We start from the raw sequence: 823 nt of genomic DNA on the forward strand, positions 1-823 counted from the left end.
TGGCCGAGCGCGGCTTCCCGGTGGCGGGCGGTGCCCACGCGCTGCGCCCGGTCGGCGTGATCGTGGACAGCGGCGGTTCGCCGGGGGTGACGCCGAACGCCTATGCCTTCTGGCGGGCGCGGCGACGGGCGGGCGAAGCGGCGCGCTGGCACCTGGTGAAGGGCATCGGCGGCAAGCGGCGCGACCGCGTGGAGCGGGTGTTCATCGAGACGCGCAGCACCGGCCGGCGCAAACCGCTGCGCGACCTGCCGCTGGTGCAGGCGAGCACCGACGCGCTGAAGGACGAGATCTGCGCGGCGCTGCTGCGCGGCCACGAGGGGGCCCGCACGCTGCGGCTGCTGCGCGACCTGCCGCCGAACGTCGCCGAGGAGATGTCGGCGGAGCGGCGCGGGGCGAAGGGCTGGGAGCTGCGCCCGGGCCGCAAGCGCAACGAGGCCCTCGACCTCGCGGTCTACGCCCTGGCGCTCGCCTACCTGCTGCGGGCCGAGGCGATCGAGCCGGCCGATCCGCCGGACTGGGCCCGGCTCGGTGCCGACAACGCACGGGCCGTGCCGCTCACGCCCGAGGGGGTCGCCCCGGCCACCGATGACACCCCCGCCGAGGTCCCGGAGCGGGGCACCAGTTCGCCCGTGCCGGAGGCACCACCACCACAGCGGGGCCCGAGCACGATGCGTTTCCTGAGGAGATGACCATGGCCTTCACGACAGAGGACCGCGATGCGCTGAAGCGCGCGATCGCGCGGGGGCTGAGCAGCGCCTCGCTGAACGGCGAGAGCGTGACCTTCCGCTCGCTCACCGAGATGCGCGCGACCTTGCGGATGATC

Annotated in this window: 2 protein-coding genes; both read left to right on the forward strand. The window is 75.0% G+C overall.

The window, feature by feature from the left end:
* Positions 1-689: terminase gpA endonuclease subunit (locus tag D3P35_RS25890; protein ID WP_198670814.1), on the forward strand; the 689-nt coding region annotated here is incomplete at its 5' end.
* Between the two features lie 2 nt (positions 690-691).
* Positions 692-823, forward strand: a 132-nt coding sequence (locus tag D3P35_RS27070; RefSeq protein ID WP_370032667.1) for a phage head-tail joining protein, incomplete at its 3' end; no start/stop codon positions are given.

Origin of the sequence: Oceanicella sp. SM1341 (genome assembly GCF_003448965.1) — a bacterium.
Classification (GTDB): Bacteria; Pseudomonadota; Alphaproteobacteria; order Rhodobacterales; family Rhodobacteraceae; genus Paroceanicella.